Genomic DNA, 23,292 nt, shown 5'->3' on the forward strand with positions numbered 1-23,292 from the left:
TAGGCGGCGTAACAGCGGCGAGCGGCGCGGGTGCGTCGCCAAGCAGGTCCCAGTCTTCGGGAATGACCGCACCGGGCACCGCCGGCGATTCGGCAACCGGCACGGCAACCGGCGCCGGCGGACGAAAGTCATGTTGCTCGGATGGCACGTGGTCTGCCACGGTGGGCGGTGGCACGGCAGTGGGACTGAGGAAATCGAACAGGTCCGGCAGGGTCTCCATCGACGAAGCGCCATGAAACTGAGGCGCGATCATCGGAGTCGGCGCGGGCGGGCTCGCCACCGCGCCCATCAACGCCTCAAAGCTGTTCGGCGAATCACCTGCGAACGGCTGGCTGTCGACGGCCTGCACATTGAAGTCGATGCGCGCCTGGATTTCGTAATCGCCGATGCGAATCAACTCGCCATCCTGCAGCGGCTCGCTGTTACCACGGCGCATCCGGACGCCGGCGTTGACCAACTCGACACCGTTGGTACTGTTGTCGGTTAAATAGTAACGGCCATCTTTGTACTGAATAACGCAATGTTGCGAGGAGACAAGTCGTTCGGGATCGGGCAATACCCAGTCATTTTCCGAACTGCGGCCGATCGCCATCGAGCCCTGGTTCATGGACTTTTCGGCGCACTGCCCTGGGGTAATCTTGTGATAACTAGTGATAGTCAAACACAGCGACATCTTGCCTCCTTGCTGATACATCGCGCGCGGTCGAGATCAGGCTACGCTTGCCTGAATATCGCCGCCAGGTCGTCGGACCCAGCGTCCAAATCCGCATTTGCCAGCATGATCGCTGATCTTATCCGGCTTGCATGACAAAAATCCTCTACGGGCGCACCGTTCGACCCGTCAGTCGCGCAGGGTGTTAAACACCGCACATCTGTCACAGAGGGCGAATAGCTTACCTTGACAACGCATAAGTACTACACCAAAAATGCACAACTTCTTGAACATCAGTGATGTCACGGTAGTGGCGCGCTGAGACTATGACCAAGAAAACATGCAAAGTTCACCGCGCAACTAATGCATGCATTGCCCGGCATCTAACGGGCTGATAGGGAGATCGAACTCAGTGGATGTGCCGTTGCTGCTCACCGCCGTTTCCGCGACTTCGCCCTGTGGCGAAGACATGGAATATGACGCGCAATTTCTGCAATTGGAACGTGATGCCAAGGGCCAGCCCGAGCGCAGCATGGGCGACTCCATCCTGCCCGCCGAGCCGCCGGAGTGGCGCAGCATCCAGCAGCAGAGCCTCGACCTGTTGCAGCGCAGCAAAGACCTGCGCATCACTCACTTTCTGCTGCAAAGCACCCTCGCCCTCCAGGGCGTGGCCGGCCTGGCCGAAGCGCTGACGCTGATCGATGCGTTGCTGCGCGATTACTGGGCCGACCTGCACCCACGCCTGGATGCCGACGACGATAACGATCCCACCGTGCGCATCAACGCCCTCACCGGCCTGACCTGCGACACCAATATCCGCCTGCTGCGCGAAAGCATCCTCACGCGCTCACGCACCTTCGGCCCCGTGACGCTGCGCGCGGCGCTCAACGCCAGCGGCCTGTTGAGCTTCCCCGATGAACAACTCGGCGCCCAGCAACTCAACGCCGCGTTCCTCGACAGCGACCCGGAGCAACTGCAGGCCACCCGCGATGCGCTGATTGCGGCGCGCGGCGCCTGCGAAGCGATCGAACAACAGGTCAACGAGCAGGTCGGTTCCGCCCAGGGCGTGGACCTCAGCGCCTTGAAGCAACCGCTCAAGCAGGCCCTGCAATTGCTCAATCAAGCGGTGCCCGGCACCGACAGCAGCGAACCCGAGGCCGTCAGTGAAGACAACGCCCCCTCGGTGGACTACGCCGCTGCCCCCGCAGCCCCGCGTCCGGTCGGCGACATCGCCAGCCGCGACGATGTGCTGCGCAGCCTCGACAAAATCCTTGCGTATTACACCCGGCACGAGCCTTCAAGCCCGCTGCCGGTGCTGTTGAACCGAGCGAAGAATCTGGTGCATGCCGATTTCGCGGCCATCGTGCGCAATCTGATTCCCGACGGCATGTCCCAATTTGAAAACCTGCGCGGCCCTGACAGCGAGTAGGCCGCCGGACCGTGCAGTAACAACACCGTCGCTCAAGCGACCAGGAGCAGCAACGTGGCGAAGCAAAGTTCTCAGAAATTCATCGCGCGCAACCGTGCGCCTCGAGTGCAGATCGAGTACGACGTCGAGCTTTACGGCGCCGAGAAAAAGGTCCAGCTGCCCTTCGTCATGGGCGTGATGGCCGACCTCGCCGGCAAACCAGCCGAGCCGCTGGCACCCGTGGCCGACCGCAAGTTCCTTGAAGTGGACGTCGACAACTTCGACTCGCGCCTCAAGGCCATGCAGCCACGCGTGGCGTTCCACGTGCCCAATGAGTTGACCGGCGAAGGCAACCTGAGCCTGGACATCACCTTCGAAAGCATGGACGACTTCAGCCCGGCCGCCGTGGCGCGCAAGGTCGACTCGTTGAACCAGCTGCTCGAAGCCCGCACCCAGCTGGCCAACCTGCTGACCTACATGGACGGCAAGACCGGCGCTGAAGAAATCATCATGAAGGCGATCAAGGACCCGGCACTGCTCCAGGCTCTTGCCAGTGCGCCCAAGCCTGCAGGGGAGCAGTAAGCATGACTGACAATACCGTTCGCGAAGGCGCGTCCAACCTGGGCGCCACCGAAGAAACCAGCGAGTTCGCCTCGCTGTTGATGCAGGAATTCAAGCCCAAGACCGAGCGCGCCCGCGAAGCCGTGGAGACTGCCGTGCGCACCCTGGCCGAACAGGCCCTGGCGCAAACCGACCTGGTGTCCAATGACGCGATCAAGTCGATCGAATCGATCATCGCCGCGATCGACGCCAAGCTCACCGCCCAGGTCAACCAGATCATCCACCATCAGGATTTCCAGCAGCTGGAAAGCGCCTGGCGTGGCCTGCACTACCTGGTCAACAACACCGAGAGCGATGAGCAGCTCAAGATCCGTGTGCTCAACATCTCCAAGCCCGAACTGCACAAGACCCTGAAGAAATTCAAGGGCACCGCGTGGGACCAGAGCCCGATCTTCAAGAAGATGTACGAAGAAGAATACGGCCAGTTCGGCGGCGAACCTTACGGTTGCCTGGTGGGCGACTACTACTTCGACCAGTCGCCTCCCGACGTAGAGCTGCTGGGCGAGCTGTCGAAAGTCTGCGCCGCCATGCACTCGCCGTTCATCGCTGCGGCGTCGCCGACCGTGATGGGCATGGGCTCCTGGCAGGAACTGTCGAACCCGCGCGACCTGACCAAGATCTTCACCACCCCGGAATACGCCGGCTGGCGTTCGCTGCGTGAATCGGAAGACTCGCGCTACATCGGCCTGACCATGCCGCGCTTCCTGGCACGCCTGCCGTATGGCGCCAAGACCGACCCGGTGGAAGCCTTCGCTTTCGAAGAAAACACCGACGGCGCCGACAGCTCCAAGTACACCTGGGCCAACGCCGCGTACGCGATGGCAGTGAACATCAACCGTTCGTTCAAGCACTACGGCTGGTGCTCGCGTATCCGTGGCATCGAGTCCGGCGGCGAAGTGGAAAACCTGCCGGCCCACACGTTCCCGACCGATGACGGTGGCGTGGACATGAAGTGCCCGACCGAAATCGCCATCAGCGACCGCCGTGAAGCGGAGCTGGCGAAGAACGGTTTCATGCCGCTGCTGCACAAGAAAAACACCGACTTTGCCGCGTTCATCGGCGCACAGTCGCTGCAGAAACCGGCCGAATACGACGACCCGGACGCTACCGCCAACGCCAACCTGGCTGCGCGCCTGCCGTACCTGTTCGCCACCTGCCGTTTCGCCCACTACCTCAAGTGCATCGTGCGCGACAAGGTCGGCTCCTTCAAAGAGAAGGACGAGATGCAGCGCTGGTTGCAGGACTGGATCCTCAACTACGTCGATGGCGATCCTGCGCACTCCACCGAGACCACCAAGGCCCAGCACCCGTTGGCGGCTGCCGAAGTGATCGTGGAAGAAGTCGAAGGCAACCCGGGGTATTACAACTCCAAGTTCTACCTGCGCCCGCACTACCAGCTTGAAGGGCTGACGGTGTCGCTGCGTTTGGTATCGAAGCTGCCTTCGGCCAAGAGCGCCTAAAAAATCGGGACTGGCTCGCTCCCTGTAGGAGCGAGCTTGCTCGCGAAAAACGTGAAGGCGCTGCGTTCATCCAGGATGCCCGCGTCACCGTTGACGACCTTCGCGAGCAAGCTCGCTCCTACAGGGGTCGGCGGCGTTAACAAATACAGTGGCTGAGTCCACACAGGGAGAAAACATGGCTGTTGATATTTTCATCAAGATCGGCGACATCAAGGGCGAGTCCATGGACAAGGCCCACAAGGACGAAATCGACGTGCTGAACTGGAGCTGGGGCATGGCCCAGTCCGGCAACATGCATGTGGGCGGTGGCGGTGGCGCGGGCAAGGTGAATATCCAGGACCTGTCGCTGACCAAATACGTCGACAAGGCATCGCCGAACCTGATGATGCACTGCGCCAGCGGCAAGCACATCGACAAGGTCAAGCTGACCGTGCGCAAGGCCGGTGGCGAAAGCCAGGTCGAGTACATGGTGATCAACCTGGAAGAAGTGCTGGTCACCTCGCTGAGCACCGGCGGTTCGGGCTCCGATGACCGCCTGACCGAAAACGTCACCCTGAACTTCGCCCAGGTGATGGTCGACTACCAACCGCAGAAAGCCGACGGCACCAAAGATGGCGGCGCGATCAAGTTCGGCTGGAACATCCGTTCCAACACCAAGCGCTGATAGCCCCTGCAGCCGTGGCTTTGCGCCACGGCAGCAGACATTTTGTCCCTCCCGCAACCCGTCCGTGGAGCTGCTTTGGTGGTAACTGAAATCGCTTCCCGCGACCGTCTGCAACCGTCCCTGCTGGACCGGCTGACCGACGACGACCCAACCAATCCCAAGGAAAGCGCCGACAAACGCGTGCTGTCCCTGACCCAATTGAAAGCCTCGGTACTGCGCGACCTGGCGTGGCTGCTCAACACCACGTCGTTGCTCGATGCCGATGCCACGCTGCACACCCCGGCCGGTACGTCGGTGGTCAATTACGGCCTGCCGGCGCTGGCGGGCAACAGCGTTTCCAGCGTGGATATCAAGGCGCTTGAAGCCCTGATCTACCAGGCTATCGCCACCTTCGAGCCGCGCATCCTGCGCCATACCCTGCGGGTCAAGGCCCGTGTCGGCCCTGGCGAGATGAATCACAACGCGCTGAGCTTCGAGATTGAAGGCGACCTGTGGGCGCAGCCGGTGCCGTTGCGCCTGTTGCTGCAAACCGACCTGGACCTGGAATCCGGGCATGTGCGCGTGGTCAATGCCGACCAGCGGAGACGCCCATGAACCCGCGCCTGCTGGAGCTGTACAACCAGGAACTGCACCACGTGCGCGAAAGCGCCGCCGAGTTCGCCAAGGAATACCCGAAGATCGCCAGTCGGCTGACCCTGTCCGGTATGGACTGCGCCGACCCGTACGTCGAACGCTTGCTCGAAGGCTTTGCCTACCTCACGGCCCGCGTGCAGCTCAAGCTCGACGCCGAGTACCCGACCTTCACCCACAACCTGCTGGAAATCGCTTACCCGCACTACCTGGCGCCGACGCCGTCGATGACCGTGGTGCAACTGCAGACCGACCCCGACGAAGGCTCCCTCGCCGGCGGCTTCCCGCTGCCCCGCGACACGGTATTGCGTGCAGCACTGGGCCGTGAAACCCAGACCTGCTGCGAGTACCGCACCGCGCACCCGGTGACGCTGTGGCCGCTGCAGGTCAGCAATGCCGAGTACTTCGGCAACCCGTCCGCGGTGCTCGGCCGCCTGGCCGCCAGCGAACCGAAAGCCAAGGCCGGCCTGCGCCTGACCCTGCGCACCGGCGCCGAATTGCCGTTCCACAGCCTCGATCTGGATAACCTGCCGCTGTACCTCAGCGGCGCCGATGAGCAGCCGTTTCGCCTCTACGAACAACTGCTGGGCAACGCCTGCGCGGTGTTCGCGCGCAAGCCCGGTGGCGACTGGGTTGAGCGCCTGCCTCAGGATGCGTTGCGTTCACGCGGTTTCGACGATGCCGACGCGGCCATGCCGGTGGTGGCGCGGGCGTTCCAGGGCTATCGGTTGCTGCAGGAATACTTCGCCCTGCCCCATCGATTCCTGTTCGTCGAATTCGCCGAACTGAGCCGTGCGGTCAAGCGTTGCGACGGCCAGGAGCTGGAGCTGATCGTGCTGTTCGACCGTCACGAACCGAGCCTGGAAGGCAGCGTCGGCGCGGCGCAGTTCCTGCCGTTCTGCACGCCGGCAATCAACCTGTTCCCCAAGCGCGTGGACCGAATTCACTTGTCGGATCGGGTCAACGAACACCATGTGATCGCCGACCGTACACGGCCGATGGATTTCGAGATTCACTCCCTGAGCGGCATCACCGGCCACGGCACCGGGCCGGAGCAGCCGTTCTTGCCGTTTTACGCCGTGCGCGATCCCTCCCGCTATGGGCGCGACCAGGCCTATTACACGGTACGCCGTGAACCGCGCGTGCTGTCCAGCGACCAGCGGCGCAACGGCCCGCGTTCCACCTATGTGGGCAGCGAAACCTTCGTCAGCCTGGTGGACAGCCGCCAGGCGCCGTATCGGCATGACCTGCGCCAGCTCGGCGTGACGGCGCTGTGCACCAATCGTGACTTGCCGTTGTTCATGAGCGTGGGCAACGGCAAGACCGATTTCACCCTGGCCGACAGTGCCCCGGTGCTCTCTGTGCGCTGCGTCGCAGGCCCCAGCCGCCCGCGCGCCAGCCATGCCCACGACGCCAAGGCGTGGCGCCTGATCAGCCAGCTATCGCTCAATTATCTGTCCTTGAGCGAACAGGGCCAGGGTGCCGGCGCCTTGCGCGAACTGCTGCGCCTGTATGGCGACAGCAACGACGCCGCGCTGCAATTGCAGATTGAAGGCTTGCGTGAAGTCAGCAGCAAAGCCGTGACCCGACGCCTGCCGATGCCCGGCCCGATCGTGTTTGGCCGTGGCCTGGAAATCACCCTGGAATTCGATGAAAACGCGTTTCGCGGCACCGGCGTGTTCCTGCTCGGTGCGGTGCTGGAGCGCTTTCTGGCACGCTACGTGTCGATCAACAGCTTTACCGAGACGGTGATCCGTACCACCGAACGCGGCGAGATCATGCGATGGAAAGCCAAGCCCGGACGGCGTCCGACCCTGTGAGTACCCTGGACGCGATGCACCAGGAGCCCTGGGAATATGACTTCTTCCAGGCGCTGCGGCGTATCGAGTGCGAATCGCCGGACCTGCCGCGCCTGGGCCATTCCCTGCGCCTGGCCGATGACCCGCTGCGCCTGGGGCAACAGGCAGACTGCACCTTCGCCCCGGCCACCCTGGCGTCGGTCGACCCTGGCGGCGACGGCAAACCGGCGCGGCTGGAGCAATTCTTTTTCGGCCTTGGCGGCCCCAACGGCCCGCTGCCGCTGCATATCACCGAGTACGTGCGCGAGCGCCAGCGCAACAACGCCGACAGCACCAGCAAGCAGTTCCTGGATGTGTTCCACCATCGCCTGCTGACCTTGTTCTACCGCGCCTGGGCCGAAGCACGGCCGACGGTCAGCCATGACCGACCGGACGATGACTATTGGTCCGCACGCCTCGCCGCCCTGAGTGGCCGCGGCATGCCCAGTTTGCTCAACCAGGGCTTGATCCCCGACACGGCCAAGCTGCATTACAGCGGCCACTTGTCGGCGCAAACCCGTTACCCGGATGGCTTGAAGGCCATTCTCAGCGAGTACTTCGGCCTGCCGGTCGCGATTGAAGAATACGTCGGCCAATGGCTGGAACTGCCCGAACGCAGCCGCGTCGGCGTGAGCGCCAACCGGCTGGGCGTGGATTTCTGCCTCGGCAGCCACGTGTGGGACCGCCAGCACAAATTCCGTATTCGCCTCGGCCCGCTCAAGCTCGACGACTACATGGGCATGCTGCCCGGCCACCCGCCGTTCAACGAACTGGTGGCCTGGGTGGCCGAGTACCTGGGCCATGAACTGGACTGGGATTTGAACCTGGTTTTGCAACAACCTGAAGTCCCGGCACTGCAGCTCAATGGCCAGTTTCGCCTGGGTTTCAATACCTGGCTCGGCCAACCTGCGCATGACGCCAACGACCTAATCCTGGCGCGGCATTACGCCGACCACGCCACCACCTCAAGGAATCCAGAGCATGGGTGAAATCAGTCGCGCCGCACTGTTCGGCAAACTCAACAGCGTGGCCTACAAGGCCATCGAAGCCGCCACCGTGTTCTGCAAACTGCGGGGCAACCCGTATGTGGAACTGGCCCACTGGTTTCATCAGTTGCTGCAACTGCAGGACTCGGACCTGCACCGCATCATCCGCCAGTTCAACCTGGAACCGGCACGCGTGGCCCGTGACCTCACCGAGGCCCTGGACCGCCTGCCGCGCGGCTCGACCTCGATCACCGACCTGTCGTCCCATGTGGAGGAAGCGGTGGAGCGCGGCTGGGTGTATGGCAGCCTGATGTTTGGCGAAAGCCAGGTGCGCACCGGTTACCTGGTGCTGGGCATTCTGAAAACGCCGAGCCTGCGCCATGCGCTGCTGGGCTTGTCTGCCGAGTTCGACAAGATCAAGCCCGAAGCCTTGAGCGAGCGCTTTGACGAGTACGTCGGCGACTCGCCGGAAAATGCCTTGAGCGCCAGCGACGGCTTCAATGCCGGTGTGCCGGGCGAAGCCAGCGGCGCCATGGCCCCCAGCGCGATGGGCAAGCAGGAGGCGCTCAAGCGCTTTACCGTCGACCTGACCGAACAGGCCCGCAGCGGCAAACTCGACCCTATCGTGGGTCGCGATGAAGAGATCCGCCAACTGGTGGACATCCTCATGCGGCGCCGCCAGAACAACCCGATCCTCACCGGTGAAGCCGGGGTGGGCAAGACCGCTGTGGTCGAAGGTTTCGCCCTGCGCATCGTCGCCGGCGACGTACCGCCTGCGCTCAAGGACGTGGAACTGCGCAGCCTCGACGTGGGCCTGCTGCAAGCCGGCGCCAGCATGAAAGGCGAGTTCGAACAGCGTCTGCGCCAGGTCATCGAAGATGTGCAGGCCTCGCCCAAGCCGATCATCCTGTTTATCGACGAAGCCCACACCCTGGTCGGTGCCGGTGGCGCCGCCGGCACCGGCGACGCGGCCAACCTGCTCAAGCCTGCGCTGGCCCGGGGCACCTTGCGTACCGTGGCCGCCACGACCTGGGCCGAGTACAAGAAGCACATCGAAAAAGACCCGGCCCTGACCCGCCGCTTTCAGGTGGTGCAGGTCGCCGAGCCGTCGGAAGACAAGGCGCTGCTGATGATGCGCGGCGTGGCCTCGACCATGGAGAAACACCACCAGGTGCAGATCCTCGATGAAGCCCTGGAAGCCTCGGTCAAGCTGTCGCACCGCTATATTCCGGCGCGCCAGTTGCCGGACAAATCCGTGAGCCTGCTCGACACCGCCTGCGCCCGCGTCGCCATCAGCCTGCACGCGGTGCCGGCCGAAGTGGACGACAGCCGCCGCCGTATCGAGGCGCTGGAAACCGAGCTGCAAATCATCGCCCGCGAGCATGCCATCGGTATTGCGATTGGTGCGCGCCAGACCAACAGCGAAGCGCTGCTGAGCGCTGAACGTGAGCGCCTCGCCACACTGGAAAGCCGCTGGGCGGAAGAGAAAACCCTGGTGGACGAACTGCTCGCTACCCGCGCGACGTTGCGCGAGAAAGCCGGCGCCGTAGACAGTGGCGACGACGCCTTGCGCGAGCAACTGGTCGACCTGCAGCAGCGCCTCAGCGCACTGCAAGGCGAAACCCCGCTGATCCTGCCGACCGTGGATTACCAGGCCGTGGCCTCGGTGGTCGCCGACTGGACCGGCATCCCGGTGGGCCGCATGGCACGCAATGAACTGGAGACGGTGCTCAACCTCGACCAGCACCTGAAGAAACGCATCATCGGCCAGGACCACGCTTTGCAGATGATCGCCAAGCGCATCCAGACCTCCCGCGCCGGCCTCGATAACCCGAGCAAGCCGATTGGTGTGTTCATGCTCGCCGGTACTTCGGGCGTGGGCAAGACCGAAACCGCCCTGGCCCTGGCCGAAGCCATGTACGGCGGCGAGCAGAACGTGATTACCATCAACATGAGCGAGTTCCAGGAAGCTCACACGGTGTCGACCCTCAAGGGCGCGCCGCCGGGCTATATCGGCTACGGCGAAGGCGGTGTGCTGACCGAAGCGGTGCGGCGCAAACCGTACAGCGTGGTGCTGCTGGACGAGGTGGAAAAAGCCCACCCAGACGTGCATGAGATCTTCTTCCAGGTGTTCGACAAGGGCGTGATGGAAGACGGCGAAGGCCGCGTGATCGACTTCAAGAACACGTTGATCCTGCTCACCACCAACGCCGGTACCGAGCTGATTTCCCGTGTCTGCAAGGACCCGGCAAACATCCCCGCGCCCGAGGAAATCGCCAAGGCCCTGCGCCAGCCGCTGCTGGAGATTTTCCCGCCGGCATTGCTCGGTCGCCTGGTGACGATTCCGTATTACCCGCTGAGCGACGAGATGCTCAAGGCCATCACTCGCCTGCAACTGAACCGCATCAAAAAGCGCGTGGAAAACACCCACAAGGTCGCCTTCGACTACGACGACGCGGTGGTCGACCTGATCGTCTCGCGCTGCACCGAAACCGAAAGTGGCGGGCGCATGATCGACACTCTCCTCACCAACAGCCTGCTGCCGGACATGAGCCGTGAATTCCTCACGCGCATGCTCGAAGGCAAGGCGCTGGCGGGGGTGCGGATCAGCAGTCGGGATAATGAGCTGCACTACCAGTTTGGCTGACGGAATGCGGTTAAAACTGTGGGAGGGGGCTTGCCCCCGATGGCGGTGAATCAGTCACCGAATGCATCAACTGCCACACAGCTATCGGGGGCAAGCCCCCTCCCACACTTTGAACCGGTTTCTTCAGTTATTTAGTCATTAAGAGACGCCTGATGCTATTCAACCAAGCCTCACGCCTGGCCCGGATCACCAGCCCCCTCGGGCCGGATGTGCTGTTGCTCAATGAAATGGGCGGCGGCGAAGAGTTGGGACGGCTGTTCAACTACGAGCTGCAACTGACGTCCCTGGACGCCAACATCGACCTCAACCAGTTGCTGGGCAAGCCAATGAGTGTGGGCCTGCAACTGGCCGACGGTGGCGAACGGCACTTCCACGGCATCGTCGCGCGCTGCAGCCAGAACATCGACAAAGGCCAGTTCGCCAGCTACCAGGTGACGCTGCGCCCATGGCTGTGGCTGCTCAGTCGCACCTCCGATTGCCGGATTTTCCAGAACCTGAGCATCCCGCAGATCATCAAGCAGGTGTTTCGCGACCTGGGCTTTTCCGACTTCGAAGACGCCCTGAGCCGGCCGTACCGCGAGTGGGAATACTGCGTGCAGTACCGCGAGACCAGCCTGGATTTCGTCAGCCGCTTGATGGAACAGGAAGGCATCTACTACTTCTTCCGTCACGAGCAGGACCGCCATGTCCTGGTGCTGGCCGACGCCTATGGCGCCCACACCACGGTGCCCGGCTACGCCTCGATTCCGTATTACCCCAGGGACGAGCAGCAGCGCGAACGCGACCATATGCATAACTGGCACCTGGCGCAGGAGGTGCAGCCCGGCTCGCTGGAGCTCAACGACTACGATTTCCAGCGCCCCAGCGCGAGCATCGACGTGCGCTCGGCCATGCCGCGTCCGCACACCGCCGGCGACTATCCGCTGTACGACTATCCCGGCACCTACGTGCAGAGCGCCGACGGCGAACACTACGCGCGCACCCGCATCGAAGCCCTGCAAACCCTGCATGAACAGATCGAGTTCGCCGGCAATGCCCGCGGCCTGGGTTCGGGCCATTTGTTCAGCCTCACCGGCTTCAGCCGCCAGGACCAGAACCGCGAATACCTGATCGTCGGCTGTCGCTACTACATCGTCCAGGAAAACCTGGAAAGCGGCGGCGGTTCGGGCTCGGCGCAGTTCGAAAGCAGCCTGACCTGCATCCCCGCGCAACAGAGCTACCGTACCCTGCCCACCACCCATCGGCCCGTGGTCAAAGGTCCGCAAACCGCGCTGGTGGTGGGACCCAAGGGCGAGGAAATCTGGACCGACCAATACGGCCGCGTGAAGGTGCACTTCTACTGGGACCGTCACGACCAATCCAACGAAAACAGCTCATGCTGGATTCGTGTGTCGCAGTCCTGGGCCGGCAAGAACTGGGGCTCGATGCAGATTCCAAGGATCGGCCAGGAAGTGATCGTCAGCTTCCTCGAAGGCGACCCCGACCGCCCGATCATCACCGGGCGGGTCTACAACGCCGAGCAGACCGTGCCTTACGACCTGCCGGAAAACGCCACCCAGAGCGGCATGAAAAGTCGATCCAGCAAAGGCGGCACGCCGGCCAACTTCAATGAAATCCGCATGGAGGACAAGAAAGGGTTGGAGCAGTTGTACATCCATGCCGAGCGTAACCAGGACATCGTGGTGGAGGTGGATGAGAGCCATTCGGTGGGGCATGACCGGAATAAGAGTATCGGGCATGACGAGGTGGTGACCATCGGCAACGACCGTGTACGCGCAGTCAAGCACGACGACATGCTCATGGTGGGGTTCAGCAAGACAGACGCCATCAGTAAAAGCTACCTGATCGAAGTGGGCGAAAACCTGCGCCTGGTCTGTGGCAAAAGCGTGCTGGAGCTCAATGCAAGCGGGCAGATCAACCTCACTGGTGTTCAGATCAATGTGTACTCCGAAGGCAGCTCTGAAATTAATACCGGGGGCAAACTGCACCTGAATATTGGTGGTAAGGGCGGTACAACCCCCATGGGCCAAGGGGTCAAGGGCGACATCGACGCTGCCGTCAACTCCATGTTTTCCAAGCCGTCTTCCGGCCAATAACGAGAACTGTGTTTAATGACTTATCGACTCAATGAATTTCAATTCACCCTGCCCAGCGATGAGGTTCAGGATGCTTCCATCAATATTCTGAAGTTTGCCGCCCTGGGTACGTCATTGATCGTCAGCCGCAGCCTTCTCGGCGATGGCGAAACACTGCAGAGCAACTTCGAGGAACAACTGACCAAGCTGCAGAAACAAGTGCAAGACCTGCGCTACCAACCCGCCCAGGCCGTGCGAGTGGGCGCAGCGCAGGATATCGACGCCATCGAAGTGCATAACCAGTTCAGCAAAGGTGCCGAGCGCATCCATCAGTATCAGTTGGCGCTCGTGATACCGGGCACCCGGCAAATGCTTGCTCTGAGCTATGTCAAAGCCCAGCCCCTGGGCGACGCTGAAAATGCGCACTGGGCGACTATCAAACAAACCCTGTTGCTGAATCCGCAGCCTTGAAGCCTCTCCTCCATGTCTGACGCACTCTGGGCGGCACGTCTCGGCGACGGCCTGCTGCACACCTCTGTGATGGCCGACATTCTGGGCGGTGTACTGGAAGTCGCAGCCAACATAGCGATTACTGCGGTCGCGACAGCCGCCGTGGTGGCGGCGACCGGTATTACCGTCGTCACCGGCGGGCTGGGCTGCTTTGTGCTGGGCGCAGTGGTGGGCATCATCGTCGGCATCGGCATGAGCAAGACGGGGGCGGACAAGGGACTGACAAAGGTCTGTGACTGGATAGGCAATGCCCTGTTTCCGCCGGTCGTGATGGCGACTATTGCCACCGGCTCACATAACACCTTCACCAACGGCATACCCGCTGCGCGTGCCGCAGGCGCAATCGGCCCGGTCAGCCCGCAACCAGCCGAAGGCGGCACTCCCGAGGAAGCCAGCTACCTGGACATGGCCAAGGGCTTTTTCTCGCAGATGTGGCGCCCTACCGTGGCGGTGCCTGCGCCGGGCGCTGTTCCCAAACCGCTGGACATCGTGATTTGCACCAAGCATCCACCCATGCCACCTCAGTTCATTGCCGAAGGCTCCAGCAAGGTCACGATCAATGGTCAGCCGGCCGCCCGCAGTGGTGACCGAAGTACCTGCGACGCATCGATTGTCGAGTCGGGAATGATCTCCAGCAACGTGCGTATTGGCGGTAGCCCGGTGGTGGTCCGCGAGATTCGCAGCGGCAAAACCCCGGGTGTCGGGCTGGCGGTAACTGCACTGTTGATGCTGCGCGGTGGCGGCTCGAAGTTCTTCAGCAAGCTGCCGTGCATGGTAGTGGGCGGGCTGGTTTCGTGGGGCACCAGCCAGGTGACCAATGCCATTACCTCGGCAGTGGTCGGTTCGCCCAATCCGGTGCATAGCTCAACCGGCGCTAAAATCCTCGATGGTGAAGACGACCTGGACTTCGCCCTACCCGGTCTGCTGCCGATCGAATGGCAACGCTACTACAGCAGCCGGGATGAGCGCCGCAATGGTTTGTTCGGTGCCGGCTGGAGCGTGATCTACGAGGTATTTGTCGCGATCGAGGCACACCCTGACGGCGGGGAGCGGCTGATCTATACCGACGAACAGGCACGACAAATCGACATGGGCGTCATCCCATTGGGGGGCGCCGTGTTCAGTGCCGGCGAAGGCCTGAGCGTGCGGCGTAACACCAATGGTCAACTGCTGATCGAAAGCGTCGACGGCCTCTATCGGCTGTTCGAGCCAACCCCGGGCGCGCCCTTTCACCTGCGCCTGAGTCAGTTGGGGGATCGTAATGACAACCGTATTTTTCTCGACTACGACAGCCAGGGTCGTCTGAACCGACTGCGGGATACGTTCGACCAGGTGCGCATCGAACTGGGCTACAGCCAGCAATGGCCTGCCCGGGTGGAGCACATCGAGCGGCTATGCCTCGATCACAGTCGAGAGCCTCTTGTCAGTTACCGCTACGACGCCCGCGGCGATCTGGCCGAAGTTCGCGATAACGCCACCAACGTGCAACGCCGTTTCGCCTACGACAGCGGCCAACGCATGATCGAGCACCAACTGCCTACCGGGCTGCGCTGTCATTACCAATGGGACTGCGTGGACGGTAGCGAATGGCGCGTTGTGCGGCACTGGACTGACGAAGGTGACGAGTACCGGTTCGACTACGACCTGCCGAACGGGGTCACACGCATAACTGACGGCTTGCAACGGGTCAGCACACGGCGCTGGAACCCGCAGTACCAGATAACCGAGTACACCGACAACCTGGGCAAAACCTGGCAATTTGAATGGAATGACGAGCGTCAATTGCTCAGTGCGACTGACCCGCAAGGCGGCAAATGGCAGTTCGGCTACGACGACTCCGGCAACCTGTGCAGCACCCAGGATCCGTTGGGGCGTATCGACTCGACGTTGTGGCTGGAGCATTGGTCGCTGCCGCTGGTGGAGACCGATGCGGCAGGCCACGCATGGCAATATCAGTACGACCAGCGGGGCAATTGCGTCAGTGAAATCGACCCGTTGGGGCATGTCACACGGTATCGCTACGATACGTTTGGACAGGTGGTGGAGATCATTGACGCCACGGGCAAAAGCAAAACCCTGCGCTGGAATGAAACCGGACAGTTAATCCAGCATATCGACTGCTCGGGCTACCCCACAGCATTCGAGTACGACCGCCAGGGTCATTTGCAGGTCGTCATTGACGCCTTGGGTGAGCGCCAGCGTTATCAACACGACAGCCAAGGCAGGCTGCTGCAGAGCGAAATGCCGGACGGCCGCATCGAGCAGTACCTGCGCGATACCAGCGGTCTGTTGATCGGCTATACCGATGCCGCAGGTCACACCACCCGCTACCAATACGGTCGTCGCGGGCAAGTGCGCCAACGAATAGATGCCCACGGCCGGCAGATTGAGTTCCGCTACGACGCCTATGGCCGGTTGCAAACCCTGACCAATGAAAACGCCGAAAGCTACCGTTTTACCTGGGATCAGGGCGATCGCCTCGTGGAGCAACAAGACCTCGACGGCAGCGCTCGACGTTATGCCTATGACCTTCTGGATAATGTAGCGGCTGTTGAATACGTGCCCACGGGGCAGACACCCGAGCTGTCAATTGTGCATCGACTCGAACGAGATGCAGTGGGCCGCTTGCTATTGAAGCAAACCGATGATGGTCGCACAGAATACGCCTACGACCCATTGGACCAACTCACCGCTGTCACCTTCACCGGCAACGACGAAACCACCCAGACACTGGCTTTCGCCTACGACCCGCGCGGCCAACTGCTCACCGAACAAAGCGCCAGCGGCAGCCTTAACTACCACTACGACGAGTTGGGCAACCTGTTACAGACGCAACTGCCCGACGGCCGCTGGCTCAATCGCCTGTACTACGGCAGCGGCCACTTGCATCAGATCAATCTCGACGGCCGCGTCATCAGCGACTTCGAGCGCGATCGCCTGCACCGTGAAGTCCTGCGTACCCAAGGCCAGATCACCACGCGCAGCGAATACGACCGCAGCGGCCGCCTGCGCTCGCGGATACGCCGCCCCAATGGCCAGCCAACGCAACTGCCGGCCGCCCAGCAAAAACACTTCGACTACGACCCGGCCGATAACCTGATCGGCCGCCTGGAGCGCGACCGGGAAAAACACCGCGATCAACGCCAACTGCTGCACTACGACGCGACTGGACGCATTATCGCCAGCCAGGACAACGCCCAGGGCCAGCGAGAAACGTTTGCCTACGATGCCGCCGCGAACCTGCTGGACGGGCCGGCGACCAGTGCGGGACTGGTGGTGCATAACAAGCTGTTGACCTATCAGGACAAACGCTACCGCTATGACGGTTTCGGCCGAATGATCGAAAAGCGTAGCGCTGTGCGGGGTGTGCAATATTTCGCCTACGATGCCGAGCATCGCTTGATACAAGTGCGTAGTCAGAAAGATGGACGCGAAACGGTCGTGAACATGACCTACGACCCACTCGGGCGGCGCATCGCTAAAACCGAACATGACAGCAACGGCTACCCGCTGGGCGAAACCCGCTTTGATTGGGAAGGCCTGCGCCTGCTGCAGGAACATCGGCACAGCCAGACCAGCCTCTATATCTATGAAGACGACGGCTATGCACCGCTGGCCCGCGTAGACGGTACCGGCGAGCATCAAAGCGTGCGGTATTACCACAACGACCTGAATGGGTTGCCTGAGCAACTGACCGAAGCCGACGGGAAAACCGTGTGGCAGGCGCGGTATCAGGTATGGGGGAACACGGTCGAAGAAGTGCGTGAAGCGTATTTCATCGAAGAGCAGAATGTGCGGTTCCAGGGGCAGTACCTGGATCGGGAGATCGGGCTGCACTACAACACGTTTCGGTTTTATGATCCGGATGTGGGGCGGTTTACGACGCCGGATCCGATTGGGTTGCTGGGTGGATTCAACCTTTATCAATATGCGCCAAATCCCTTCGGCTGGATTGACCCGTGGGGATGGGCAGGTGACCCTGCAAAAGCGACTCACATCACTTACGTCGGCGTGAAGGACGGTAAACCTTACGTGGGTTATGCCAGCAAGCCTGGACTGGGGCATTCGGCCCGAGATGTGTTGGACTATCGTTATCCTAACAAGGATATTTTTGACGTCGCACCGCGCGCAGTATTCAAAGGAAACGGACAAGAAGGTAAAGACATCGCACGCGGTTTGGAGCAAAGAATTTATGAGGACAAATTGAAAGAAGGACCGGTCGCTAACAAGCAAAGACCTGTAGGTCCGAAAAACAAAAGGCGGGATATTTACTTGGCTGCCGCTGACAAACATAGAGGCGTTAAGCCTCAAAAACCCATCAGCAAACCTAAAGGTCCGGGACGATGCTAAAAAAAATCACTTGGCAAGAAGGCAAGGTTTTCAGTTTAAAATTGAAAGATGACCTCTACACGCTCGTCCAGATGCGTGCAGACTACTACCTTCAATACTTCGATATAACACGTGCTCAAGATGATTGGACGAGCGTGGATCTTGGAAAAACAAATACTTTATTTTTTATCTTTACCGCGACCAAAGCACTGAAAACTCTAGCTGTCAGTGAACCGTCTCCGGAGGAGATCACCATCGATAAACGCCCTCCAGAAAAAAAACTGCTGAGAGCCATCATTGGAGGCAACTACGGTGCTGATTTAATTGAACTGCCAGACTCCCTCGACGAATTAGATGCTAAAGTTTTGAAGAGCAACCTGACAATCAATGATGACTTGGAAATAATCCATAAATATGAACTTTCAGGCATGGTCGGCGACCCGGAAAAATTGCGAGAGCGCTTGATAAATTATTTTGACACCGGAATCGACTGGGACAAGTCGAAGGAATTTCTATTCAAAGGTATATCAACGCCTTCTAACAATAGCTATAAAAAACCCCATGAAAAATAAAGAACTAAAAAAATTTCACATAGACTATATTAATTTGAACGGCGAAAAACACCTTGCCACAAAAATCAGGATATCTTTTGACACACTTATCAATGACTTATTAACTCTTCCTGAAAACTCAACTCAATCAGTAATTTTAAGCTACTTCAAGAATTGTATATACAACATTAATCGCTTCGAAGACGAAATAGAAACTATTGAGCGCGAATTCATACTTGAAAACATTTATGCTTTAGGAGAGATTATAGGGCTTGACCCAACATCCCAGTATGCAGAGGCATGGCGAGGCGATTGGTAAAAGATTTAAAGCATAGAAAATGACCAGAGCAAAAGCGGACGAATGTATTTCGCTTTTTATTTATCGGAGAAGACACGGACAAACCGATGGATATCATTGAATCGATAGAACTCTCACTGTCGGACAGTTTCATCAACTGGTTTGCCCAGCCAGTTCGTTCCTAGATGACTTAACTAACTTTTACCAACAGGCCAGAACGGCGAGGCGCTCCGTCACTTCATTCGCCAAACGAAAAGGTTGTTTCTAAAGGATCACGCGCTATGGGCATCAACCAAATCATTCTTTCAGAGCAGGATCATAGCCTTGGACAGGTAGGTGGAGGCGCGTGGCTGAAAGATCTCGCTCTCTGGCCTAAAGACCCGCAGACCGGGCAATTGATGCTGCCCGTGATGATGATGACTTCAACGTTCCTGAGCGTGCCATTCATTCCACCTGGAATGGCGTTGACGGTGTTTGTCAGCGTTGAGCGAAATGACGAAACCTACACACGCTCATCGGTACGCAAGTTGGCTGTTCATCAACAAAGCGAGATGCAGACACTTCAAACTGGCCATAGCTGTGTTCTGCTTCACACGCTCGCGTCCGCTGAGCTCACACCCGCTACATTGGCTGACCCGATTCCGCGAAGGTACATCGCACAGCAACCGTTGACTCCAGAACAAATGGAAGAAGAACTGGAAGACGTGGAATGTGGGGTGGGTATCAGCAAGGTTCTAGGGCGCCCGGCATGGCTGCAAGACCCGCTGTATGAAAACCCTCGCTACTATTTCCTGGCTCAGTTGACCGACGCCGACATCGCAAAATTAAGCGCTCGTCACGAAGGTATATTCGGTGGCGGCATAGGTTATGTATTTGCCGATAATCGAGCGAAAAAAATGAAAGAAGGCGAAATAGGGGGCTACTTCCTCGTTCAATTTAGCTGATCACACAAACGCAAAGACCAAAAAAATGGGCACCCAACCCCGTCGGCGTGCCCATTTTTCATACCAGCCCGCTTCCCTTCAGGCGGTACCGCTTTTACGGATTGACGCTGTCTTTAAGCGACTTACCCGGCTTGAACGCAACGGTATTGCTGGCCTTGATCTTCACCGGCTCACCGGTCTGCGGGTTTTTGCCGGTGCGGGCGCCGCGATGGCGTTGCAGGAAAGTGCCGAAGCCAACCAGGGTGACGCTGTCCTTGCGGTGCAGGGCGCCGGTGATTTCTTCGAGAACGGCGTTGAGGACGCGGTTGGCCTGTTCCTTGGTGAGATCGGCCTTTTCAGCGATGGCGGCGGCGAGTTCTGGTTTACGCATATGTGAAGCCTCTTTGACGGTTTTTTGTTGTTATGTCCGTGCTGCTCTCTGGTGGAGCAGCGCCAAGGCGCCGCAGGCTCTACTCTGCGGCAGACGGGAGTGAGGATGGCATGCCCTCGCACGCTCCGCCAGCCTCGCCGCGACCTTTCTACGGGTAAGAAGAGGCTGATTCCGACAGAACGACCGACATTTACGCCAGCAGCGGCGGAAGTTCCTTATTCAATGCCAGTTTTTCCATCACGGCGGTGCCGGTCAACGCGTAGCCCAGCAGGCGACCGCTGGCGTCGCGGCACAGGGCCTTGATGTCGGCGCCCTCGCCTTCGACACTCCATACGCCTTCGCTACCGCGTGGAGGCGGTGAAACCACCAGCGGACAGACCGGGGTCTTCACGGTGATCGGCATCGGCCCGTAGCTCACGGCGGTCGCGTTGCCGGCCAGGGTCTGGGCCAGGGCGCGGGCGCAGGTCATCAGGGGCATGACGTACAGCAGGTTCAAGCCATCGACCTCGGCACAGTCGCCCAGGGCGTAGATATTGGCGTGGGAGGTTTTGAGGTGGCGGTCCACCAGGATGCCACGGTTGATCTGCAGGCCGGCCGCCGCCGCCAGGTCTGTGCGCGGGCGCAGGCCGATGGCGGAGACCACCAGGTCGCACTGGATCACTTCGCCGTCCGACAGATGGGCTTCGAGGCCATCGGCGTTGCGTTGCAGACGATTGAGCACCGGCCCCAGGTGGAAACGCGCGCCAATGCCTTCCAGCCCGGCCTGCACCGCAGCCGCAGCCGCCGGATGCAGCAGGGTCGGCATGACTTGCTCGCACGGCGCGACCAGGTCGACTTCATAGCCGCCAAGGATCAGGTCGTTGGCAAACTCGCAGCCGATCAGGCCGGCGCCGAGCAACAGCACGCGGCGTTTGCCGGCAGCGGCGGCGCGAAAGCGCGCATAGTCTTCAAGATCGTTGATCGGGAAAACCAGCTCGGCAGCATCACCCTCGACCGGAACACGCACGGTCTCGGCGCCCCAGGCGAGGATCAGGTCGCGGTAGGTCACCGACTCCTCGCCGATCCACAAGCGCTTGTGGCCCGGGTCAATGCCGCTGATACGGGTGTGGGTGCGTACCTGGGCCTTGAGTTGCTCGGCCATGGCGCCAGGTTCGGCCATGCTCAGGCCATCGGCTTCCTTGTTCTTGCCAAAACCGGTGGAGAGCATGGGCTTGGAGTAGGAGCGCCCGTCATCCGCGGTGATCAGCAGCAATGGGGTGTCGCTGTCGAGCTTGCGAAACTCCCGGGCCACGTTGTAACCGGCCAATCCTGTGCCGATGATCACGACAGGTGAGTTCATTCCTTTCTCCTTGCAGTAAGTTTCGTAAACTTCAAATTAGCCGATTTCGATCATTTCGAAATCCATTTTGCCTACGCCGCAGTCCGGGCACAGCCAGTCTTCCGGGACGTCCTGCCACAGGGTGCCCGGAGCGATTCCGTCATCCGGCCAGCCATCTTTTTCGTCATAGATCAGGCCACAGACGATACATTGCCACTTTTTCATTACGTACTTCCTCAGGGTCCAGGCATCTTGGCCGACGGTCGATAGACCAGCGCTGCCGCTCGGCTCAGGGCGTTTGTACTGATCGCAGCCGGCAGATGCAAGTAGGATTGGCTTAAACGGCGGGTTCAGCCCGGCAAAAGTTCAGGACGCCATGGTAAGCTCGCCGCCTCTTTTGCTGCCAATATTGACTTGCCGTGCCGCACTCAATCGCCCCTTCCGATGCTTGCCGATGGCTGCCCCAGAGCCTTCTGAGCCCGATGCCTGCGCCCTTGACCCTCGATTGGCTGTTCGATGAAGGCTCGCTGACGCGGCGGCTGACAGGGCTGTCCGCCGGCAATTTCAGCGTGACGCCGCTGCTCGAAGGCTGGCAACCGTTGCGCGACGATGAATGCGCGGCGCTGGCCCTGCCGCCTGCCACTGTCGGCTGGGTACGCGAGGTGTATTTGCGCGGGCATGGCCAACCCTGGGTGTTTGCCCGCAGTGTCGCGTCACGCGGCGCCTTGCAGGGCGACGGCTTGCATATGGATGAGCTGGGCAGCCGGTCGCTGGGCGAGTTGTTGTTCTGCGACCGCGCCTTTACCCGTCAGCCGATCGAGGTGTGCCATTACCCGGCACATTGGCTACCCGCTGCGGACCAGGCCGACGGGCTGTGGGCGCGCCGCTCGCGCTTCGATCGCGGGGCGCTGAGCGTGCTGGTGGCGGAAGTCTTCCTTCCGAGTGTGTGGCAGGTGCTGCATGACCATCCGGAGAACTGCTGATGTACCAACGTGTGCTCAAATCCTTGAATCGCCTGAACCCCAGGGCCTGGGATTTCATTCAACTGACGCGCATGGACAAGCCCATCGGTATCTACCTGCTGCTGTGGCCGACGCTATGGGCGCTGTGGATCGCCGGCAAGGGCTCGCCGTCGCTGCTAAATATCGTGATTTTCGTGCTGGGCGTGGTACTGACCCGTGCCGGCGGCTGCGTGATCAACGACTGGGCCGACCGCAAGGTCGACGGGCATGTGAAGCGCACCGAACAACGTCCGCTGGTCAGCGGCAAGATCAGTTCGAAAGAGGCGCTGGTGTTTTTTGCGCTGCTGATGGGCATCAGTTTCCTGCTGGTGCTGCTGACCAACGCCAGCACCATCCTGCTTTCCCTTGGCGGGCTGGCGCTGGCGGCAAGCTATCCGTTCATGAAGCGCTACACCTATTACCCGCAGGTGGTGCTGGGCGCGGCGTTCTCCTGGGGCATGCCGATGGCGTTCACGGCCGAAACCGGGCATCTGCCGGCCGAGGCGTGGCTGCTGTACATCGCCAACCTGTTGTGGACAGTGGGTTACGACACCTATTACGCGATGACCGACCGCGACGACGACTTGAGGATCGGCGTGAAATCCACCGCGATCCTGTTCGGTGATGCTGACCGTGTGATCATTCTCACCCTGCAGGGCCTGGCGCTGGTGTGCCTGTTGCTCGCCGGGGCTCGGTTCGAGCTGGGCGGCTGGTTTCACTTGGGGCTGCTGGCGGCGGCAGGCTGTTTTGCCTGGGAGTTCTGGTACACCCGGGACCGGGACCGCATGAAGTGCTTCAAGGCGTTTTTGCACAACCACTGGGCCGGGTTGGCGATTTTTGTGGGGATTGTGGTGGATTACGCGGTTCGCTGAGAGGGTTGCGGTGGCTGTAGCGACGCCATCGGGGGCAAGTCCCCTCCCACATTTTAGGTGTTCACCCATCAACTGTGGGAGGGGGCTTGCCCCCGATGATTTCAGCAGCGCCGCGCAG

General features: G+C 60.5%; 20 protein-coding genes. 16 read left to right on the top strand and 4 right to left on the bottom strand.

Annotated features, from left to right (window positions below):
- Positions 1-673, bottom strand: a 673-nt coding sequence (tagH, locus tag BFP89_RS02245) for a type VI secretion system-associated FHA domain protein TagH (protein ID WP_141689026.1), incomplete at its 3' end; no start/stop codon positions are given.
- A 391-nt stretch (positions 674-1,064) separates the two neighbouring features.
- Here tagH and tssA point away from each other — a divergent pair.
- The 14 genes from tssA (at position 1,065) to BFP89_RS02310 (ending at position 19,613) form a co-directional block, all read left to right on the top strand.
- A complete protein-coding gene (gene tssA / locus BFP89_RS02250; RefSeq protein WP_065883757.1) occupies positions 1,065-2,081 on the top strand; it encodes a type VI secretion system protein TssA in 1,017 nt (338 codons plus the stop codon).
- 54 nt (positions 2,082-2,135) lie between these two features.
- Positions 2,136-2,642, top strand: a complete 507-nt coding sequence (tssB, locus tag BFP89_RS02255) for a type VI secretion system contractile sheath small subunit (RefSeq protein ID WP_003195557.1) — start codon at positions 2,136-2,138, stop codon at positions 2,640-2,642.
- Between the two features lie 2 nt (positions 2,643-2,644).
- Complete coding sequence (gene tssC, locus BFP89_RS02260) at positions 2,645-4,141, top strand: type VI secretion system contractile sheath large subunit (RefSeq protein ID WP_065883759.1); 1,497 nt, start codon at positions 2,645-2,647, stop codon at positions 4,139-4,141.
- 175 nt (positions 4,142-4,316) lie between these two features.
- Complete coding sequence (locus BFP89_RS02265; protein WP_017735732.1) at positions 4,317-4,805, top strand: Hcp family type VI secretion system effector; 489 nt, start codon at positions 4,317-4,319, stop codon at positions 4,803-4,805.
- A gap of 78 nt (positions 4,806-4,883) precedes the next feature.
- Positions 4,884-5,399 carry a type VI secretion system baseplate subunit TssE gene (tssE, locus tag BFP89_RS02270; protein WP_065883847.1) on the top strand — a complete coding sequence of 172 codons (516 nt, stop codon included), beginning with the start codon at positions 4,884-4,886 and terminating at the stop codon, positions 5,397-5,399.
- Positions 5,396-7,255, top strand: a complete 1,860-nt coding sequence (tssF, locus tag BFP89_RS02275) for a type VI secretion system baseplate subunit TssF (protein WP_065883761.1) — start codon at positions 5,396-5,398, stop codon at positions 7,253-7,255. Before tssE ends, tssF begins: the two co-directional genes overlap by 4 nt.
- A complete protein-coding gene (gene tssG / locus BFP89_RS02280) occupies positions 7,219-8,262 on the top strand; it encodes a type VI secretion system baseplate subunit TssG (protein WP_065883763.1) in 1,044 nt (347 codons plus the stop codon). Before tssF ends, tssG begins: the two co-directional genes overlap by 37 nt.
- Positions 8,255-10,906, top strand: coding sequence for a type VI secretion system ATPase TssH (gene tssH, locus BFP89_RS02285; protein WP_065883766.1), 2,652 nt, complete (start codon positions 8,255-8,257; stop codon positions 10,904-10,906). Before tssG ends, tssH begins: the two co-directional genes overlap by 8 nt.
- Positions 10,907-11,058: 152 nt before the next feature.
- Entirely contained in the window at positions 11,059-13,002 is a 1,944-nt protein-coding gene (locus tag BFP89_RS02290; RefSeq protein ID WP_065883768.1) for a type VI secretion system Vgr family protein, read from the top strand.
- A gap of 15 nt (positions 13,003-13,017) precedes the next feature.
- Entirely contained in the window at positions 13,018-13,452 is a 435-nt protein-coding gene (locus BFP89_RS02295) for a DcrB-related protein (protein ID WP_065883769.1), read from the top strand.
- A gap of 12 nt (positions 13,453-13,464) precedes the next feature.
- The gene (locus tag BFP89_RS02300; protein ID WP_083207999.1) at positions 13,465-17,841 is read left to right on the top strand and encodes an RHS repeat-associated core domain-containing protein; all 4,377 of its coding nucleotides are present in this window, start codon (positions 13,465-13,467) and stop codon (positions 17,839-17,841) included.
- Positions 17,835-18,392: a hypothetical protein gene (locus tag BFP89_RS02305; protein ID WP_065883770.1), complete on the top strand. Its 558-nt coding sequence runs from the start codon at positions 17,835-17,837 to the stop codon at positions 18,390-18,392. Before BFP89_RS02300 ends, BFP89_RS02305 begins: the two co-directional genes overlap by 7 nt.
- Positions 18,382-18,690, top strand: a complete 309-nt coding sequence (locus BFP89_RS28205; protein ID WP_141689027.1) for a hypothetical protein — start codon at positions 18,382-18,384, stop codon at positions 18,688-18,690. The genes BFP89_RS02305 and BFP89_RS28205 overlap by 11 nt, the downstream gene beginning before the upstream one ends.
- 260 nt (positions 18,691-18,950) lie before the next feature.
- The gene (locus tag BFP89_RS02310) at positions 18,951-19,613 is read left to right on the top strand and encodes a hypothetical protein (protein ID WP_065883772.1); all 663 of its coding nucleotides are present in this window, start codon (positions 18,951-18,953) and stop codon (positions 19,611-19,613) included.
- Positions 19,614-19,707: 94 nt separating this feature from the next.
- Here the strand turns inward: BFP89_RS02310 and BFP89_RS02315 are convergent, their stop codons facing one another.
- The 3 genes from BFP89_RS02315 to BFP89_RS02325 all read right to left on the bottom strand — a co-directional run bounded on the left by BFP89_RS02315 (position 19,708) and on the right by BFP89_RS02325 (position 21,526).
- Positions 19,708-19,983 (bottom strand): HU family DNA-binding protein, encoded by a 276-nt coding sequence (locus tag BFP89_RS02315; RefSeq protein ID WP_003213368.1) that lies wholly within the window; start codon positions 19,981-19,983, stop codon positions 19,708-19,710.
- A 190-nt stretch (positions 19,984-20,173) separates the two neighbouring features.
- Positions 20,174-21,322, bottom strand: coding sequence for an NAD(P)/FAD-dependent oxidoreductase (locus tag BFP89_RS02320; RefSeq protein ID WP_065883774.1), 1,149 nt, complete (start codon positions 21,320-21,322; stop codon positions 20,174-20,176).
- A gap of 36 nt (positions 21,323-21,358) precedes the next feature.
- Entirely contained in the window at positions 21,359-21,526 is a 168-nt protein-coding gene (locus BFP89_RS02325; protein WP_017476746.1) for a rubredoxin, read from the bottom strand.
- Positions 21,527-21,720: 194 nt separating this feature from the next.
- Here BFP89_RS02325 and BFP89_RS02330 point away from each other — a divergent pair, with 194 nt between their 5' ends.
- Positions 21,721-22,284, top strand: coding sequence for a chorismate--pyruvate lyase family protein (locus tag BFP89_RS02330; protein WP_065883775.1), 564 nt, complete (start codon positions 21,721-21,723; stop codon positions 22,282-22,284).
- On the top strand, positions 22,284-23,174 hold the full coding sequence (ubiA, locus tag BFP89_RS02335) for a 4-hydroxybenzoate octaprenyltransferase (protein ID WP_065883776.1): 891 nt from the start codon (positions 22,284-22,286) through the stop codon (positions 23,172-23,174). The genes BFP89_RS02330 and ubiA overlap by 1 nt, the downstream gene beginning before the upstream one ends.
- The last annotated feature ends 118 nt before the right edge of the window (positions 23,175-23,292 follow it).

This window comes from Pseudomonas sp. 31 R 17 (genome assembly GCF_900004915.1).
GTDB lineage: Bacteria > Pseudomonadota > Gammaproteobacteria > Pseudomonadales > Pseudomonadaceae > Aquipseudomonas > Aquipseudomonas orientalis_A.